This window comes from Nocardiopsis sp. NPDC006198 (assembly GCF_040613895.1).
Taxonomy (GTDB): Bacteria; Actinomycetota; Actinomycetes; order Streptosporangiales; family Streptosporangiaceae; genus Nocardiopsis; species Nocardiopsis tropica.
Genome location: NZ_JBEXSY010000008.1, coordinates 109,399 through 125,343 on the forward strand (window position 1 = coordinate 109,399; position 15,945 = coordinate 125,343).

The 15,945-nt window shown below is 73.7% G+C and carries 15 protein-coding genes; 6 read left to right on the plus strand and 9 right to left on the minus strand.

Annotated elements, in window-relative coordinates; translation table 11 throughout:
• Positions 1-107: 107 nt before the first annotated feature.
• The 4 genes from ABZ234_RS08315 to ABZ234_RS08330 all read right to left on the minus strand — a co-directional run bounded on the left by ABZ234_RS08315 (position 108) and on the right by ABZ234_RS08330 (position 5,137).
• The gene (locus ABZ234_RS08315; protein ID WP_355011545.1) at positions 108-497 is read right to left on the minus strand and encodes a hypothetical protein; all 390 of its coding nucleotides are present in this window, start codon (positions 495-497) and stop codon (positions 108-110) included.
• A gap of 293 nt (positions 498-790) precedes the next feature.
• Positions 791-1,315, minus strand: a complete 525-nt coding sequence (locus ABZ234_RS08320; protein ID WP_355011546.1) for a hypothetical protein — start codon at positions 1,313-1,315, stop codon at positions 791-793.
• Positions 1,312-1,845 (minus strand): hypothetical protein, encoded by a 534-nt coding sequence (locus tag ABZ234_RS08325; protein ID WP_355011547.1) that lies wholly within the window; start codon positions 1,843-1,845, stop codon positions 1,312-1,314. The genes ABZ234_RS08320 and ABZ234_RS08325 overlap by 4 nt, the downstream gene beginning before the upstream one ends.
• 10 nt (positions 1,846-1,855) lie before the next feature.
• Positions 1,856-5,137, minus strand: a complete 3,282-nt coding sequence (locus ABZ234_RS08330) for a hypothetical protein (RefSeq protein WP_355011548.1) — start codon at positions 5,135-5,137, stop codon at positions 1,856-1,858.
• A 204-nt stretch (positions 5,138-5,341) separates the two neighbouring features.
• Between ABZ234_RS08330 and ABZ234_RS08335 the strand changes: the two genes are divergently transcribed.
• Positions 5,342-5,791 carry a hypothetical protein gene (locus ABZ234_RS08335; protein WP_355011549.1) on the plus strand — a complete coding sequence of 150 codons (450 nt, stop codon included), beginning with the start codon at positions 5,342-5,344 and terminating at the stop codon, positions 5,789-5,791.
• A gap of 112 nt (positions 5,792-5,903) precedes the next feature.
• Entirely contained in the window at positions 5,904-6,173 is a 270-nt protein-coding gene (locus ABZ234_RS08340) for a hypothetical protein (protein WP_355011624.1), read from the plus strand.
• Between the two features lie 162 nt (positions 6,174-6,335).
• Here the strand turns inward: ABZ234_RS08340 and ABZ234_RS08345 are convergent, their stop codons facing one another.
• Together ABZ234_RS08345 and ABZ234_RS08350 are read right to left on the minus strand one after the other, a co-directional pair.
• Complete coding sequence (locus ABZ234_RS08345) at positions 6,336-6,755, minus strand: hypothetical protein (protein WP_355011550.1); 420 nt, start codon at positions 6,753-6,755, stop codon at positions 6,336-6,338.
• Between the two features lie 54 nt (positions 6,756-6,809).
• The gene (locus ABZ234_RS08350) at positions 6,810-7,718 is read right to left on the minus strand and encodes a hypothetical protein (RefSeq protein WP_355011551.1); all 909 of its coding nucleotides are present in this window, start codon (positions 7,716-7,718) and stop codon (positions 6,810-6,812) included.
• A gap of 247 nt (positions 7,719-7,965) precedes the next feature.
• Between ABZ234_RS08350 and ABZ234_RS08355 the strand changes: the two genes are divergently transcribed.
• The 3 genes from ABZ234_RS08355 to ABZ234_RS08365 all read left to right on the plus strand — a co-directional run bounded on the left by ABZ234_RS08355 (position 7,966) and on the right by ABZ234_RS08365 (position 11,762).
• Positions 7,966-9,846: a hypothetical protein gene (locus ABZ234_RS08355; RefSeq protein WP_355011552.1), complete on the plus strand. Its 1,881-nt coding sequence runs from the start codon at positions 7,966-7,968 to the stop codon at positions 9,844-9,846.
• A 99-nt stretch (positions 9,847-9,945) separates the two neighbouring features.
• Positions 9,946-10,302, plus strand: coding sequence for a hypothetical protein (locus tag ABZ234_RS08360; RefSeq protein WP_355011553.1), 357 nt, complete (start codon positions 9,946-9,948; stop codon positions 10,300-10,302).
• 98 nt (positions 10,303-10,400) lie between these two features.
• A complete protein-coding gene (locus ABZ234_RS08365; protein WP_355011554.1) occupies positions 10,401-11,762 on the plus strand; it encodes a PQQ-binding-like beta-propeller repeat protein in 1,362 nt (453 codons plus the stop codon).
• A gap of 100 nt (positions 11,763-11,862) precedes the next feature.
• Here the strand turns inward: ABZ234_RS08365 and ABZ234_RS08370 are convergent, their stop codons facing one another.
• Together ABZ234_RS08370 and ABZ234_RS08375 are read right to left on the minus strand one after the other, a co-directional pair.
• Positions 11,863-14,172 carry a hypothetical protein gene (locus ABZ234_RS08370; RefSeq protein ID WP_355011555.1) on the minus strand — a complete coding sequence of 770 codons (2,310 nt, stop codon included), beginning with the start codon at positions 14,170-14,172 and terminating at the stop codon, positions 11,863-11,865.
• Between the two features lie 128 nt (positions 14,173-14,300).
• On the minus strand, positions 14,301-14,645 hold the full coding sequence (locus tag ABZ234_RS08375; RefSeq protein WP_355011556.1) for a hypothetical protein: 345 nt from the start codon (positions 14,643-14,645) through the stop codon (positions 14,301-14,303).
• A gap of 181 nt (positions 14,646-14,826) precedes the next feature.
• Between ABZ234_RS08375 and ABZ234_RS08380 the strand changes: the two genes are divergently transcribed.
• The gene (locus ABZ234_RS08380; RefSeq protein WP_355011557.1) at positions 14,827-15,255 is read left to right on the plus strand and encodes a hypothetical protein; all 429 of its coding nucleotides are present in this window, start codon (positions 14,827-14,829) and stop codon (positions 15,253-15,255) included.
• A 70-nt stretch (positions 15,256-15,325) separates the two neighbouring features.
• On the opposite strand, the gene ABZ234_RS08385 is transcribed toward ABZ234_RS08380, so the two are convergent.
• On the minus strand, positions 15,326-15,826 hold the full coding sequence (locus ABZ234_RS08385; protein ID WP_355011558.1) for a hypothetical protein: 501 nt from the start codon (positions 15,824-15,826) through the stop codon (positions 15,326-15,328).
• Positions 15,827-15,945: the final 119 nt, after the last annotated feature.

Here is a 15,945-nt window from a genome sequence, read left to right on the forward strand (position 1 = left end):
TCCGTCTGACCCGCACCCTCTCGCGCAATGCGGCGGGCCGCCCCGGTCTTACACCGGGGCGGCCGGGTCGTGGGCGATGGCCGGGGCCGGGGACCGGTCCGCGTCGGTCAGCGGACGGGCCAGAGGGGGAGGAGCCACCTGGCCAGGGTGAGGGTCCGCCCGGCCGTCAGCGAGAGCACCGCGACCAGGGCGGACGCGAGGGCCACACAGTCGGCCCGGTGGAGCCAACACCTGAGGCACCGCCAGCTCGCGATCGTACCGACGTGGGTCAGCATGAGCGGGGACGTGAGCCCGCGCCGCAGCAGCAGGCCGGCGATCCAGGCCGGCAGGCCCAGCGCCGCCCCCGCCAGGAGGCCGCTCGTCCAGACCGCCGAGTCGAGCGCGGCCAGCCGCGGTCCGGCGACGAGGAGGGCCATCGTGGGCACGGGCACACTGAGGATGCCCGCGAGGAGGGCGATCTCTCCGAATGTGCCTGTGGAGCCGGGGTTGGTGTCCATGTCCACACCGTAGCGATCCGTTGCAGACGGTGATTGAGTACGAGTACTCAGCCCCGGGCCCTCACATGGACGGCGGGGTGTTCTCGTGCTCGGCGAGGTAGGACCGGACCGCGGCCGCCGCCTCCTGGCCTGAGGAGCCAGTGCCCGCACGGGCGCAGGGGCCCGAAGAGGTGTACACGCTGCCCAGCCCCCCTGGGAGGTCGACTGAGGGCCCCTGCCCCGCCGACACAGCACACACGCCACGGCCCGGAACCCCACAGACGGGCTCCGGGCCGCAGCGGTGCCGCAGGCCGCTACCGCGCCACAGCCCCAGGGGGCAGCCCGTGGCGGCGCACGTCCCGGGGGAGCATCTCCACCAGCAGCGCAGCCGTGCCCGGGGCACGCGGCGCCGAGCGCCGGAACGGCGCCGTGAGCGGGACCCCGTAGTAGGCGGTCCCCGGTGCGGACCAGGTCGGATCCAGCGCCGCCCCGTCCGCCAGGCGCCCGACCCAGGCGTGCGGGATCGCCCAGCCCGCCCCCGACTGGGGGCAGGCGTAGCCCTCCACGTACACCAGCCCCGGCACGGCGTCGGCGAGCCGGGCGGCGAACGTGTAGCAGCCTCCGGGGACCCCCCGGTGCGGTTCCAGGTCCGCGCCGAGCGGGACCGGCGTCCAGGCCCGCCCCTGGTCCAGGACCAGGGCCTGCGCGCAGGCGTACCGCTCCCTCGCCGCCGGGGGGAGGGTCGGGCGTTCGGCGGCTTCGGCCACCGAGGCCACCAGGGCCCGCTGCGCGTCCGTGACGTCGGGCTCCGGTGGCGGAGCGGCCCGGGGTGCGCTCACGCGGTCCACCCCCGGCCGGGCTTATAGGTGGCGCCCGCGGGCAGGTCGAGGTGTTCGCGCTGGAACAGCCCCTGGTGCCACAGGTGCACGAGCCACTCGGGTACCTCGCTCCAGTCCTGCCCCGGTTCGGGAAGGCGCGGCAGCGGCGGGATGTGCTGCGTGAAGTGGGCGGCGTCGTGCTCGGCCGAGTAGGGCCGCCACTCCACCGCGCAGGCGTCCACCGCGCCGGGCACGTCGTGTTTGACGCACCGCTGTTCACGCCAGGCCCGCAGGGCGTCGGTGCTGCCGGCCATCACGTACACGCCCAGCACGCCGGTGGTGGACCAGCGCAGGGACAGGCCGCCGTTGATGCGGTCGGAGCGGCCGTCCATCACCCGGTTGCGGCACCGGCGCCCGGCTTGGGTGCGGCCCACGCACTGGAGGTGGACGGAGGGCACCACCAACCACTCATCGGCGTGGGGGTCCGCCGGGTGGGGCACTTCCACCAGGTGGGGGCCGCGGGATTCGTCGTGGGGGTCATGGAAGCGCACGGTGGTGTCCTCACTGGTTGTCGTAGGTGTGGATGAGGGCCCGGAGCGCCTCGGCGCCGACCGGGTGGCGCTTGCCGAGCGGGGCGCGGGTGGGCTTGAGGCGCAGCACGTCCTCCAGCGCATCGCTGATCCTGGCCCGGTTGCCGGAGTCCACGATCCGCACCAGCCGGTACAGCGCCAGATAGGGGCGCTGGTCCTTGGCCAGCCCTGACAGCCGCTGCACGCCCGAGCCGCCGCCCAGCGCGTCGATCAGGCGTGCGAGCGCGGCGGCCAGGGCGGGGTTTTCGGGGATGACGGCGGCGGCCTTCGCGCCCCAGTCCTCCGCGTGGTCGGCAGGCGCAGCCGCGGTAGCTCCGTTGGTGCTTTTGTGCTGCTGAGCGGCGTGTGCTGCGGCGGCAGCGTCGGCCTCGTCCTCGGTGGTCGCAGGGCCTCGCACTGAGCAGGGTCGGGAGTTCAGGCCGATGGTGATGGTCTCCTGGCAGATCCACACCCAGCGGAAGTGCGGGTTGTTGTCGTCACGGCGTACCAGCCACCGCCCATCTGCGGTGGCCGTGCCGGAGCCGTCGCCCGCTGCGGGGTCGGGCGCCGAACCGCCAGGCGGCTGGTCCAGCGTGGCGAGCCCGTCCTCGGCCCCGCCCGGGGCCTGTTCGGGGGAGAGCCCGGACAGGGCCGCGCGGCCGCGGTCGGTGATGCGGCCCCGGGTGTCCATGAGTTCGGCCTGGCGCAGGGCGCGCAGGGTGGCGGTGTCGGCGGGCTGTCCGGCCACGTCTCCACCGCGTTCCAGGGCGCCGGAGAGCACGGCGGTTCCGCCGGGGATAGCCGCCAGCGCGGCGGCGTCGTCAGGGAGCGCGCCCTGGTCCGCCGCCCCCGTCTCGCCGACCTCGCGGGGGGCCTCGGCCCGGCCCGGCCCGGGGGCGGGCTCGGCACGTTCCTGCGCTCCGGCCGCGGAGCGCTCCCGGCGCCACCCGTGCGCCAGGTCCTGCCACCGGTCGTCGTGCTGGCGGGCGCCCATGGACAGGTCCTCGCGGATCTGGACCTTCTCCAGCGCGGCCACGGCGTCCAGCGCGTCCGCGAGCTGGTCGGCGGTGCCGCCCTCCACCGCCGCGGTGAGCTTTTCCAGGGCCGGGCCCGGCTCCCAGGCGGGGGCGGTGGGCGCCCAGGAGGCCACGAGCGCCCGGCGCCCGCCGCGCACCAGCGCGTCCAGGTCCGCGCTCAGGTGGAGGGGCAGGCCGGCCGCGCGCAGTACCTCGGAGGCCAGGGGCGGCCGCTCCAGGGCCGGGGCGTGCACGGTGATGGCCAGGACCAGCGGTGTCCACTCGGGCAGGCCGTACAGGTCCAGGCGCGGGAGCAGGTGCAGCAGGGTCCGCACCCGGGCCGGGTGCTGGGAGAGCAGCGTGGGTTCCAGCGCCTCCATCACCTGCCGCGTCTGGTCCCTCGCCTCCCGGTGCGCGGCCAGGGAGGCCGCGGCGACGAACTCGGTGAGCGGCCCGGCCAGGGCGTCGGCCGCCTGGCGGTCGAGGCCGGCCCGCTCCAGCACGGGCGCGTAGCCGGTGCGCCGGGGCGCGGCGGCCGGGGGCTCCGGCACCGGCCCGGCGCCGGAGTCCTGCGCCGGTGCCTGCGTGGTGGCCGGTGGGGTGTGGGGCAGGGCCTCCAGTGCGGCGAGCCCGCCTCCGTCCGGCAGTTCGGCGGGCTGGTCCTGGCCCAGGTCGCGCAGGGCGGCCACGGCGGCGACCAGGCCGTCGCCGGCGTCGACGCGGCGGTCTGGCCCGTGCCCGGCCGTGGGTGCCGGGTCGGTGCCGGGTAGCGCTTTCAGTGCCTGTTCCCCCGTTCCGCCGAGCAGCGGTTCCCGCAGCCTTGCGGGGAAGGCGCGCAGCTCGGTGACCGCGCGGGCCAGCCCCGGGCCGTCGGCGGCGTCGGCGGCCGCCACCAGCGCGCGGGCCGGGCCACTGCGGTACGGGGGCAGGTAGCAGAGCGGGCGCACGGCGTTCACGATGGCGCTCACGTGCGCGGCAGCCTCCGGCGCCCACCCGGCGGCCGCCACGGCCGCCTCCGCGCCGCCGGGAGCGGGCACCGCCGGGGCGTCCTCGTCCAGGGCGCGCACGAGCGCGGTGGGGCCCTGGTCGCACCAGAGCCGGTGCAGGCGCTGCCAGATGCGTTCGCCCGCCGGGCCCAGCGCGCGGGTGCGCGCCTGGGCGTCCAGGGCGGCGACCTCTTCCATCGCCTCATCGAGCGGGTCCGCGGCCGCCCAGCCGAGGGTCTCGGACAGGGCGCCCAGCGCCCGTGCGACGGGGTCGCCGTCCTCGTCGGGGACGTAGTCGGTGATGAGCATGTCCAGGCTCGCCAGGTCGGCGGCCGGGCCCGGGTCCTCGTCCGGTCCCGCCTGCGCGGCGTCGGCGCGCGGCGCGCGGTCCTGCGGAGCCTCCGGTGCCTCGAGCAGGAGCCGGGTGCTCTGCGGCGCGGGGGCGTCGCCGTCCTGGTCGGGGTCGGTGTCCACGGCCAGGGGTGCGGTTGGCCCGGCCGCGACGGCGAGCCGCCCGTCCCCCGCCGCGCTGGCGGACTCGGCGGAGCCCAGCGCCCACGGTGTGCTGCGGACCGCCTCGCGGATGATGTCGAGCTGGTCGGCGCGGGTGCCGGGCCGCTCCCGGGCGAAGTCGACCAGCGCCTTGTGCGCTTTGGCCGCCTTGGGGTGGCGGGCGGCGGCCTCGGCCGCCCCGGACAGGGCCGGGTCGGTCAGCCAGTGGCCCACCAGCTCCGGCGTCCGCTCCAGGGTGGCGGCGAGCAGCACCGCGCCCAGCAGGCGGGCGGCCGCATGCCGGGTGAACCCCCGGGGTGGGTCGGTGATGGCGTCGATGAGGTCACCGGCGTGGGCGATGTGCGCGGCCAGGGTGGGGGCCAGCGGGGCGCGGTAGTCGCGATGGCGGGCAGCGGCGCGGTCGAACCGGTCGCGGGCCCCGTCCGCGGTCATGCCCAGCGCGGTGCCGATACGGGGCCAGGACCAGCCGCGGCCGCGGGCGGCCCCCAGCGCCATCAGCGCGGCGCGGTCCAGGGCAGCCTCGGCCGGGGCGATGCCGCGCAGCAGCCGGGACAGGTCGGCCTCACTCGTGTGGTCCCCGGCGCGGCCGCCGGTGGTCTCCAACTCTTCGGCGACCGACAGCAGGCGCCGGGCGGCCTCCGACGACGCAGGACGGGCGGAGGGTTTGCCCGTCCTGGCGCGGGCGGTGCTGTTCTCGGGGTCGTCCTGTCCGGGGGGTGCCCCCGAAGGCGTTGTTGCGGTGGCGTGCTCCGTATCCATGAGAGCGAAGCTACACCCCTCATTCCCCTGCCCGTGGGTTTTCCCCGCATCTTTTTTCCGGAGGCAACCACCGTTTTTCCCTTGCCCGTGGTTGGGCTCCGCCTGGCAGCAGACGGAGGAAGACCCCGGGCGTACATAAGTGGCCTTATGTGCCAACTGCCATGGCGGAAGTTCTGAACGGCCTCGGGTGCCATGATGGAAACCATGAGCACCGAACCTCCCGCGAACAGCGAGCCGCACGACCCCTCTGTGAGCCGTCTTGGGTTTGAGCACCTGGGGGCCGAACCGACCGGGATCGTCGAAGAGCCGCTCAACCACTACAAGAACGACCTCAGCAGCGAACCGACCAGCAGGGATGAACGCTGGATTCGCATGGCCAAAGAGAAGGAGAAGGCCATCGACCAGCTCCTTGCACCCTCGAAGGCCGACGCTTTGCGGTTCACTCCCTTCGCCGACGTCGGCCAGGTGACGAAAGGCCTCGACGAGGCGATCGAGGAACAGAAACGACAGGGGACGGGCAAGAGCTTCGGGCCGGTGCAGGTGGCGTACTCGGGCCAGAAGAAGACGATCCGTCCGAAGCCCTCCGCTGCCACCGACCAGCCCATGAAACCGCGGTCGTCGGCGCCAAAGCGCCGGAAGGGCCCTCAGCTGTGAGCCCTTACCGCACAAACACGGGGAGCGATTCTGGTGGAGGCCGGTGATCGAGCAGTCGGTATTCGCCTCTTCCCGCCTCGTGTAGTCACTCTGTGTGGTCAACGGGGCTGTGGTGAGATCACGGGCTTCCCGCCTCGGCTGCCAGCGCGGTGATGTGTTCAGGGTGGTAGCCGAGCATCCGAGCGATGACCGGTGCCGGGGCGAGGCTATACCGGGTGGTGGCCCCGGACGGGTTCGTGTGGAGGGCCGGGCGGGGTTGGTGCCGGTGCGCCGCCACCGCGCTGGGCACCTTGCCCAGGAGCCTGCCGTTCGTGGCCGCCGCGCACACCCGCGCGGGCGCATTGGAGGGGCTGCTCGGCAGGCCCGGGCTGCTGTGGGGTGACCCGGCCGACGCCATCGTCCACTGACCCGCCCCGGGGTCGGCTCTGCTCTCGCCCAGGGCGCCTCGTTGCGCGGGAGCCTTTGCAGGGCGCAGGCCACCGGCGCCCTGGAGGGGCCGGCCGCTGACCACCTCGGCCCGCACCTCGCGCGGAGGTCGGGTTCGTCAGTCCGCGCGGGCCTCGGCGACCTCGGCTGCTGTCCATCCGATGAACGCGGCGATCTCGCTGTGCGGCACGGACGGGTTGGCGACCCATCCGTCGAGGAGGGTGCGCAGGGACGCAGGCAGGCCCCTGGTGGTGACCCCGCGAAGGTCGCGGGTGAGGGTGTCGAGCCACACCCAGTCCTCACCCTGCGGCGTTCCGACCAGCGTCTTGAGCCGCTTCCACCCGCCGTCGCCGCTCACCAGGGTTTCGCCGGTGGAGCAGTCGACGATGGCCCACTCCTGCTGGTCGAGTAGGACGCCGTTCACGACCCGGCTCCCGCGGGCGGCCTGCGCCTCGATGCGCTCGTCGATGAGCTCGTCACGGTCCCGCTGCAGCTCCAGACTTGCCACCACGTGCCGTTTGACCAGCTCATCGGGCACGGGGCACGCTCCTTTCGAGGGCTCAGTCCTCAGGCGGAGGGGGCCATGGGGCGCCTAGGGTTCCCGCGATTCAGTGTCCACTTCCCAGGCGGGCCGGTACCCCTCCACGACCTCCCAGTCGGGGTTCAGGGTACGTGCGACCTGCGCCAGCTCATGAACCGTGTTCTTGGCGTATTCGCCCTTGAAGAGGTAGATGGGGTTCTTCCCGCCCATACTCAGGGTGGGGAAGCTGCGGCCGCTGAGCTGGCGCATGAGCGCGTACCAGGCGCCCAGGGGCCCGTCTACCTGTCCGGGATTCGGGTTCTCGTCCTCGCCGACCAACAGCGTCAGGAAGTACCCGCCGCGCTGGGCATGGTAGGCCTCGATCTCCTCGGGCGTGTGGGTGTTGAACATCGCGAGCTCGTCCCGGGAGTCCTCCAGGGCCTTGTCTACTGCGGGGTCCGGCTCGTGCGGGGCTTCGGCGCCGGCTTCCCACGTGGTGGGCGCCGCCTGCGCGAGCACCTGGCGTCCCCGCCCCTGGGCCAGGGCGTCACCGTTGACCAGCAGGTCCAGCACCGTCTCCTCGGGGTCGAACAGGCCGCGCCCGGCCAAGTGCTCGGCGTAGACCTCGCGGTCGACGGGGCCCAGGGCCAGGTCCTGGGTCGGTCGCCACCTCGGTCCGTCCGTGGTCAGCTCGACGGCGGAGAGCACCCCCACGCGTTCGCGGACCACCCGCAGCGCCGAGAGCGCGCCGCGCGCGGCGTGGGCGTCGCGGGCCGCAGTATAGGCCTCCCCTTCCAGCTGTTCCCAGGCCTGGTCGAGTTCGACCGTCCAGTGGGCCATGTTTGCGGCCAGGGTGAGCGCCTGGGGTGGCGGCGCGGTGAGCATGGCGAATCCGGCGGTGATGCGGGCGTGCTGCCATGACCCGTATGCGGTGAGGAATCGTCCTTCGGGGGTGGTCACGTCAGGGGTCGGCATGGCCATGAGCGGCTCCGTTTCAGGAGGGTGGTCCCGCATTGTCGCAGATCAAGCACTTTCCTGGAAGGTCTGGTCTGCTTGCGGCACGGGCGGCAAGCGTCCTGGCGCATGGCCTCGCGCCGTCTCACCGACGGGGGCCGGGGGAGGAGTCGGCGAACTGCTCTGGCGGATACCCGTGGAGGTCTGCCTGCGCCCCGGACACCGGGCACCTGTACGGTCTGGCTGTCCCGACCCTGTCCTGAAGGAACCGCGAATGTACCCCTCCCCCTCCTCCGTCGGCCGGTGGCTGGCCGCGGCCTCGGCACGGGCCGGGCTCACCGTGCTCGCCCTGACCGTGCCCTTCACCGTGTGGGTGTTCACCAGCGTGGGCGCAGACGACGCCGAGGCGGCACAGGCCGCCCCTGGCACCGAAAGTGATCCGACCAGCCTCCTGTGGTGGGCGCCGCTCCTGGTCCTGGCCGCGTTCGCGGACCTGCTGTGGAGACACCGGCCCGCCGCCTCCGAGCCCCCCGACCCCTCGGCGTCCCGCCGGTTCCGCAAGGCCGCCGTCGTGCTCGCCTGCGCGGCCGTGGGTGTGTGCGTGGTCGCGCTGCCCTTCAACGCCTTCCCCTGGACCACCGGCGCTCCGGAGGACTTCACCCCGTCGGTGCGGGCGAGCGGGCTGTGGATGGTCGCCGTGCTGACCGCCGCGGGCGCTGCGCTGTTCCTGGGCGCTCTGGTCACCGGGGCGCGGCGCCCCGGCCACACCCTGGCCGGGGTGCCCGCCGGCGCCCTGGCCGTGCTGGCCGCCGCACTGCTGATCGAGCCCCTGGCCGCCTACCGCCCCATCGTCCACTCCCAGACCGCCCGGGCCGAAGACGGGGCTCCGCCGGTGCCGACCGAGGTCACCCGCGTGGGATGGACCTGGCAGCCCCCCGAGCACACCACGGTGCGGCAGGTGCGGGCGGGCGTGCGCGGTCCGGTCATCGTGCTCGAGGACGGCCTGGTCGCCCTGGACGGGGCCACCGGCCAGGAGCTGTGGACCTACCGCGCCCCCTACTCGCCCCTGGAGGAAGCAGCCGTTTTCGACGACGGCCCCGAGCAGGCCCATGTGACCTTGGAACCGCAGGACGAGGGGCAGCCCATGCACCGGGTCGTGCTCGACACCGCCACCGGCCAGATCCTGGACCGGGGGCCGTTCTCCCAGGAGCCTGCGCCCAACCTCGACCGCCCCCACCAGACACCGGACACCTACCTGCACGCGCACGAGGGCGTGCTCACCGCGACCACACCCGCGGGCGAGGCGAAGTGGCGACGCGCCCTGGGCCACTACGACCCGGACCGGGCCTGCCTGATGGACACCGGCTCGGTCCGCGTCCACGGCGGCCAGGTCTTCGTCGGCGAGCTGTGCGCCGACCGCGACCCGCACCAGGAGCCGGCCTGGGCCGACCTGGACTGGGGAGAGCGACATGAGGAGGCCCTCCAGGGCGGCACCGCGTCCGTGTTCGCCCTGGACATGGACACCGGGCGGGAGAACTGGCGGCGCGAATGGCCCGTCCGCCCCCAGGAGTCCACACCGATCCTGTTCTGGGGCGGTCAGCCGCGGCCCGGCGCCACCCCGGTCCTGCTGACCGACGAGCGCGTCCTGGACGCCGCAACTGGGCAGGACCGGCTGCCGGACCTGCCCGTGGACCTGCTCAACATCGACCGGTACGGGATCGTGGACGAGGACGCCTTCCTGCACGCGGACAGCGAGGGCGCCGTCCTGGTAGAACGCGGCCACCCCGACGACCCCTCCGACCCCATCGTCCTGCACCACGCCGACGCCACGGGCGAGATCGTGGACACCACGACGTTGGAGAACTCCGATGCCGGGCAGCGGTTGTCGGAGGGGGTCGCGCTGGAGGAGGCGCTGGTGGCCGCAGAGGTGACCCCCACCTCCGGCCGGGGCGTGCCCACCGTCCTGGTGGGCGGCCGAGGGGAGGACGCGCAGCGGATCGCGTTGGAGGGACCACGGCTCGACACGAACCGGGACGGCTGGTACAGCACCCCCCACCTTCTCGTGCCCGTGCCGGGAGCGGTGGTCTCCTACCTGGACCTGAGCGAGGAGCCCGAGGGGACGGAGCTGGGCACGGTGTCCGGCCTGGTCCCCTGAGCGTTCCACCCTCCAGAGCCCGCCGGAGCTGTCCGTCTGGGGCTGGCAGGCAGGTGGTACGCGGGTGGCCCAGCCCTGGTCTGTACGGTTGGCCCGTCGGTGCACACGGAGACGGAGGCCGCGATGCGGGTGTGGATGAAGGGTGCCGCCCTGCTCGGATGCTGCGTCCTGGCGGTGCTGGCGTTTGTGGCACCGCACGGCCAGGACCGCCCCCGGGGGGAGATCGTGTGCGCTCCCCTGATCGGCCAGTCGCCCTCCCGGTCCTACATCAGCCCCGCGGACGACCATCCTGACAAGTGGGAGAGCGAGGAATCGACCCAGTCCTACGATCTCGACCAGGCCAGGATCATCTGCGAACTGCGCAGGTCGACCCGCCTGGCCTTGATGGTGGTGGTCGCCGTCCCCACCGCTGCGTTCCTGGGGGCCTGGGTCAGCTCGGCGACGCGCAGCCACTAGCGCGTCCCCTCCCCGGCGCCCGTCCTTGCCTGGAGTATCCGCGGCCGCCGCCCGGGCCGCCCGCCAGCCCGGGCTCCAGGGCCGCTACGATGCGGCGCATGCGTTCCCCCTCCCACACCGTTCCGGCCCTGGCCGCCGCCTGTGTCCTCGCCCTGTCCGCCTGCTCGGGACCTGACCAGGACGCCCCGCAGGCCCCGGAGCCGTCCGCCATCAGCCCCGACACCGTGGTCCTGTGCCAGGAGAGCGACGACTGCGGCCAGGCGGGGGCGGTGCGCTGGTCCCGCCCCCTGCAGGGCGGCTTCTACCTGGACCGGCCCCAGGGGTTTGAGCACGCGCCCTACCTCCAGCCGGCTGGCCACTGGCTGGACTACGGGGTGCCCCCCACCGGCGCGGTCGAGGACGACGGTGTCCTGTACCTGCACGACGTCGACACGATCACCGCGGTGGACACCGCCACCGCGGCGACGCTGTGGACCGAGCCGGTCGGGGTCGCCGTGGATGAGCTCCGGATGGTCGGGGCGACCCTGGTGGCCCTGCCCGCCCCGGTCCGGGGGGAGGTAGCCCCGCCCCGCTTTTTGGAGGTGGACCGAGAGGGGGCCCACATGCTGGAGTCGGACCTGCCGCAGGACATGGGCGCGAAGGTCCTGGCCAGCGACGACACCCACCTGGCTCTGCAGGAGTCCCTGCCCGGCACCAGTGACGAGGACCCGCGGCACTTCCTGGTCGAGGCGGCCACGGGCCGGGTCGAGTGGTCGGTGCGGCTGGCCTGGGCGGGATCGCATGCGGTGGACGAGGGCACCCTGTACCTGGGGCACTCCCCCCTGGAGGGCCGCCACCACATCATCGCGGTCCGGGACGGGGAGCAGGTCGCGGACCTGGACCTGCCCGAGGAGGCGGGCCGGCGCAGCGACCTGTGGCCGAGCCTGGCGGGCCCGCTCCTGGTCGAGCCGTATTCCTGCGCCCCGGTGGAGGAGCACTGCGAGGAGGACCGGATCACCGCCGTGGACCCCGCCGACGGCGAGGTGCTGTGGACCCACACCGCTCTGGGGAATATCGTCTCGGTCTCCGACGGGGACGAACCCCGGGTGTACGTCCGCGACGAGGACGGCTACCAGGCCCTGGACGCCGACACCGGTCAGGTCCTGGCCCAGGACGACGAGATCGAGCCCTCCGAGCTGCTGGCCGCGTTCGGAGCCCAGCGCCCGGAACCGTCGGAGGGCATGGACGAGCAGGACTACAACCTGCTCCCGTTCTCGCCCACCGGCCCCGGCGTGGAGGAGCGGCCGCTGGAGGGGCTGGCCGCAGGAGCCCATCACCTGACCTCCTACCTCGCCCCCGACGGCGGGGCCGTGGGCGTCTACACCGGCTGCGCCCCCGACGGACTGCGTCCGCCGGCGATGGACGCGCCCGTGGGCGACCCGATGTGCGCCGAACCCCGTGTGTTCGCGGTGGACTACTGAGCCTGCCGCGGGAATGCGGGCACGGTGGACCGCGGCCCCACACCCGAAGGGGTGTGGGGCCGCCGCTGTTGTACGCGTGTGTCCAAGGGGTGCCCGCGGGTCACACCTGTGATCCGCAGAGCGGTTCGGTGCAGCGCAGGTACTGCGCCTGGGCCTCGAAGACGGTTCCGCCCATGCGGGCATCCGCCTCCCCCTGTCCCCACAGCATGTGCGGGCGGTCCCGCTCGTCCAGGGCCAGGGCGGTCAGGGCCGGCTCCCCCTCCTCCAGCTCCAGCAGCGGGGTCGAGGAGGTCTGGGAGCAGGCGCGGTCGGCGCAGGACAGCAGGACCAGCCGCTCCTGGGCGAAGTTGGGGGTGAGCAGGTGGGCCCGGTCCTGGGAGTCCACAGCCAGCCCGGGCAGCGGGCGCGCCCAGCCGGGGCCGGTGACGGCGGAGTCGGAGAATTCGGTGCACAGCGCGTCGTGGCAGTCCACCAGATGGGCGCGCCCGCCCTGGGGGTCCCGGTAGGCCAGGACGGGGGTGCCCTCGGAGCGGAACGCGACCCGGGCTCCGAACCGGGTCCGCAGACGGCTGTCGTGCTCGCCGATGAACCGCTCCCCGTGGATCTGGGTGATCTCGGGGTCGGTGCACGCCTGCTCGGCGCAGGCCACCAGGGACAGCGACCCGCGGGCGGTGTCGGTCACGGCCATCGCGTACCCGCCGTCCGGCGCGGCGGCCAGGGCCAGGAACTCACCGGTGACGAGGAAGCCCCCGGCCCTCAGTTCCTCGGGGAGCTGGACCGCCTCGGGGTCGGCGCAGGCGGTGTCCGCGCACAGGTGCAGGCGCACCCCGCCCCGGTCCTGCCCGGCGCCGGTGTCGGAGGAGGGGGAGTCCTCGGCTCGGACGGAGGAGGCCACCAGCAGGCGCCCGTCGGCCAGCGGGGTCACGGCGGAGGCGACGTCGAAGGGCGAATCCGAGTATGGGCGGACCTGGGTCTCCTGGTCGGGGGACTCGCAGTCGGTGATGTCGGCGCAGGAGAGCAGGTACAGGCCCGAGTCCGGGTGCGGAGCGTTGCGGTCGGCCCCGTCTGCTTCCTCGTGCTCGTACTCGCGCCAGACCGTCCACAGGGCGCCGCCGTCCACGACCCGCACGCCGCCGCCCTTCCAGCTCCGCTCGTGCTCTGCTGTGCCGCGGCACCGGGGGTCGCACACCTCCAGGTCCGTGTAGGCGTCCGCGACACCGACCAGCGCGCCCTCCTGGGTCGGCTCCAGGCTCACCGACATCTCGTCGCTGTCGGCGCTGTCGAGCGGGTGGGCGTCCATCTGGGGCAGGTCGAAGGGGTTGGCGGCCAGCAGGCCCGGACCCAGCAGCGGGGCGCCGAACACGGCCAGGACCAGAGCGGGGACGACGATCAGCCGGGGCCCGCTCAGAGCCGAGTCGGAGGAGCGGCCGGGCTCGGGGGCCGTGGCCTCGGGCAGGTGCTCGCCGGCCCGGACCAGGTCCAGGTTGCGCACGTCCGGCTGGTTCGGGACCCGCACTTCCCGGTTCCCGGGATCTGCGCAGACCACAGCGGAGCACCCCAGGAGCAGCGACAGCGGGGCCGCCACCAGGCCGGCCAACAGGGTGGCGGCCGACAGCACCGGAGCCCCCTCCACCAGGTCCGTCCACCGCAGCAGGGCCCACTCCAGACCCGTTCCGGCCGCCACCGACACCCCGTAGGAGAGACCGACCAGGGTCAGGTGCACACCGACCCGGTACCGGGCCATCCGGTAGGCCTCCACCAGGGCCCGCAAGAGGCCCCGGCCTTCCACCAGTGCCAGCGGCAGGGACACCGTCAACGGGGTCAGCAGGAGCAGCAGCGCGGGCAGGATGAGGAACGCGGTCAGGACCGGCGGCCAGTCCGAGGCCACGGCCCACAGGTAGAGCCCGGCGGCGAGCACCACCAGGGCGATCAGCGCCAGGACCCAGGCCAGGACGGTGAAGTAGCGGACCCGGGCACCCCGCCAGGCCTGGCGCGGGGAGATCCGGCGGCCGAGCAGGGCCGCGGTCCCCAGCAGCACGGAGCCGCCCACGGCGAACGGCGCCAGGGCCAGCCCGAGCAACGCCAGCACCCCGGCGGCGGCCACGAGGGCGGGGGTCAGCGGGTCGGCGGCCGTCTCCAACAGCCCGTTGAGGTAGGCGCCGTCGCGGGCGGGGGCCACCACCAGGGCCTGGCTCAGCAGGGTGACCGGGAGCGCGGGCAGGGCCGCCACCACCAGCAGGGCCCACAGCCGCCGCACATAGGTCGCCAGCACCCGGCCGAACAGGGGCCCCCAGTCCTTCTGCAGGGCCAGGTCAGCCGGGGGTGCGGCGGTCTCCTCCTGCCCGGGCGCGTCCTCTTCCGGTTCTCTGTGTGCCTGCGCCGCCGTGCCTGCGCCGTCCGGCCTGTCCATCGGTACCCCGTTTCGCTCCAGTGTGCGACGGCAGACTACTGGCCAGGGGACGGGCGCTTGGAGCCCGGGGCGAACCCGCCCCGGTGAGGGAACCGCACGGGGCCGGACGGGTTCGGCAACGGAGCTGGTTACAGGGGCTCCAGGCCGGCGGAGGTCATCACCGCCGCGTACACGACGCACACCAGGGCCAGGAGCAGCGTGCCCACAATGCGGGTGCCGCGGCGCGTACGGTACCCCTCCAACACCAGGAACATGTACAGGAACGACACCGGCAGGGCGGCGTAGAGCAGGTACAGGGCGATGGACAGCAGCGGTCCGTCCCAGGGGTGCGCACCGTTGGCCGTGGCCATGTACGCCCCCATGATCAGGACGAAGGCGCCGCCTCCCAGAACGGCCACCCCGACGATCCACAGGGGGAACGCGATCCAGGGGTGACGGTCCAGGAAGTTCTCTGTTTTCACGCTGTCTGCCATGTGCCGAGTCTGGCCCGGGGCGCGGCCACGCACATGAGTAGCCGTACCCGGGTGCCGCAGCCCTCCAGGCCCGTGTGAGACGCCCACTGCGGCCCGACGCGGGTAGCCGAGGCGCGGGGCCGCGGTGAGTAGTTCGCCGGTTCCACCCGCTCGGACACTGTCTACCCACCAGGATGAACCCATGAGCGAATCCCGCACGCCGACACCGGCGTCCATGTCCGCCCCCGACGGTCGGTTCCCGGACTGGGTCTGGGGCACCTTCGGAGCCCTGGGTACGGTCGGGGTGTGGTGGAGTGTGGACCAGGCCGCGGCGGAGCACCCCCAGGGGCTGGCCGGCGCGCTGATTCCCCCCGGGTTCGCGGTACTGGTCTACCTGGCGGGGTGGCTGCTCCACCGCCAGCCCACACCGGCCTTCGCCGGTCTGCGCTGGCAGCTCGTGGTGTGGGGCACCCTGGGATTTTGCCTGCTCCAGGTCGCGAACGGGGCCTGGGAGCGCACCGGGTCATGGGCTGTGGTCCTGTTGGCCAGCTCGGTCACGCTGACCATGGTCCCCGCTCTGGGCCTGGTTTCCCGCACACTGCGCCTGTTGCCTCCGTACCGCCAGAGCTGAACTGGAGTCGAACTCCGCGCCGCCGCGGGGACCGCTGCAATGCGGTTCCCAGCGGCGGCGCGGGTCGGGGTCAGCGGGGGCTGGGCGCGGCGGCCTTCTGGCGCCGGGCGCGTACCAGGGTGACCAGGGCGATGGCCACGGTGGTGATCAGTCCCAGGGCGGGCAGGCTGACCCAGGTGATGCCCCACAGCATCTGCCGTGCCGGGGCGCTCTCGACCACGTCCATGGAGGCGATGCCGGCTTCGACGCCCTGGTTGTTGCAGGCGATCTCGTGGGTGCCGGACTCTGTGATCTCCACGACCTGGACCAGATTCCACTCCCCGCCGCCGTAGTCGAAACTGCTCGCCCCCCGGATCTGGGTCTGGGCCATGGTGCCGGACGGATTGGTGAACGAGCATCCGAAGCCGAACGCTCGGCCGTAGACGCCGAGCTCACCGATGTGCTCCTCGCCGAGTTCCACCTCGATCTGCAGAGGCTGGTCGTCGATTTCGGTGAGGAAGTCCGGTGCGGGATGGCGTACCCAGGGGCCCAACGCGAACAGGACCCCGAGGATCACCACGGTGGCGCCCAAGCAGATCAGGCTCGCGATGTACCCGCCACGCAGGCTACGCCCGCGCGGGGCCTGCGGGACAGGAGGTCCTGAGGGAGGAAAGGGCTGGGGATGGGGAGGGGATGACATGGCCGAGATTA